Here is a 1,580-nt window from a genome sequence, read left to right as displayed (position 1 = left end):
GTATGGTAGGAGGCGACATGCGCGATATCGTATTTTCTGGCGTAATAGAGTCCGCAAAGTCCGATATTAAATGGGGTTGCGATGTGGATCAGATCGGGCTGAAATTGTTGTAGCTGATTAGAGATGGAAGGATAATTCGGAAGGGCAACACGGCATTCCGGATACAGGACTAGCGGAAGACTGAACAAACTTCGGACATTACTCGTAACCGATTCCTCTTCACCACATCGTGGTACAAAAACTCGACAATCTACGCCCCGGCGTTCCAAGTGCTCCGTGAGCCGCTTCAATGTCATGGCAACCCCGTTCACTTGCGGCCAATAAGTATCCGAAAATAAGGCGATTCGCATGAAACCCCTCCTCGACATGACCCATTGGCTTTAGATTACAACGGAAGTATTAACTAACGTGCAGACAAATTTTAAGGAATCATAAAGAAATAGCGGTTCGAAAACAGCAAATAGAAGCCACTCCGTATGGATTGATGGAGTGGCTTCGTTATATCAAGCTAGGAAAAGGATTACACCACAGCGGGTTTGCGTTCTGCGACATAGCAAGCAATTCCCAATATCAGAGCCACTCCTACGAGCATGGCACCGACCCAAGGGAGGGATGTAATAGACAGATGAGTAATGACCCATCCCCCAACGAAAGCGCCAGCTGCATTTCCTAGATTACCGGCTGAATGACTTGAAGTAGAGGCAAGTGCTGGCGCCGCCTGCGCAAGGCTCATAACTCGTACTTGCAGCCCCGGAAACACTGCGAAGGAAGCAGCACCCCATAGAAAAATGGTCACAACGGCGGCAATTGGACTGTAAAGGGTAAAGGTGAAGAGGGTAAGGATGACACAGATCGTAAAGTAAAGTCCCAGTATGGAGGGCATCAGCTTCCAGTCCGCGAGCTTCCCGCCGACGATATTACCGATGGTCACTCCGCAGCCGAATAGGACTAGAATCCAAGTTACGCTATGCTCGGCAAAGCCGGTGACTTGCGTAAGCAGAGGTGTAATATAAGTAAATACAGAGAAAAGGCCGGCGTTGCCTAGTGCTCCGATCAGCAGGTATAGAAGGAGCTTGGGCTTAACAAGAGCGGTAATCTGCTGAACGATACTCGCTGGTTTGTCTAGCCGGATTCTCGGTATGAAGATAAGGATGCCGATCAATGCAATGATTCCCATAATTGCAATTGCGCCAAACGAGGATCTCCACCCCCAGTGTTGACCGATAAATGTCCCAAGTGGAACACCGATAATATTTGCAATAGTTAGACCGGCCATCATTATAGATACCGCGCCGGCACGTTTGTTTGGACCTACAAGATTGGAGGCGATAACCGCCCCAACGCCAAAGAATGTCCCATGCGTCAATGCGGTTATTATGCGAGCACCCATCATAATCGCATAGTTTGGAGCGAACACAGAGATTCCGTTGCCGAGAATAAACAAAACCATGAGTAGACATAATAGTTTCTTTTGCGGGATTCGGTGGGTGAGGACTGTCAGGATAGGAGCGCCGATTGCTACCCCAAGAGCATACATAGTAATGAGTTGTCCTGCGGATGGGATGCTAACATGCAAATCC

General features: G+C 48.7%; 2 protein-coding genes. Both read right to left on the bottom strand.

The features are described 5' to 3' along the window. Positions 1–350, bottom strand: a 350-nt coding sequence (locus AC1DWB_RS34855) for a glycosyltransferase (RefSeq protein ID WP_477545648.1), incomplete at its 3' end; no start/stop codon positions are given. A gap of 170 nt (positions 351–520) precedes the next feature. Beyond that, positions 521–1,580, bottom strand: a 1,060-nt coding sequence (locus tag AC1DWB_RS34850) for an MFS transporter (RefSeq protein ID WP_477545647.1), incomplete at its 5' end; no start/stop codon positions are given.

This window comes from Paenibacillus sp. P4_E11 (assembly GCF_056401635.1).
Note: the sequence above shows the minus strand (reverse complement) of the source record. Positions and strands in the feature narration are given on the sequence as shown.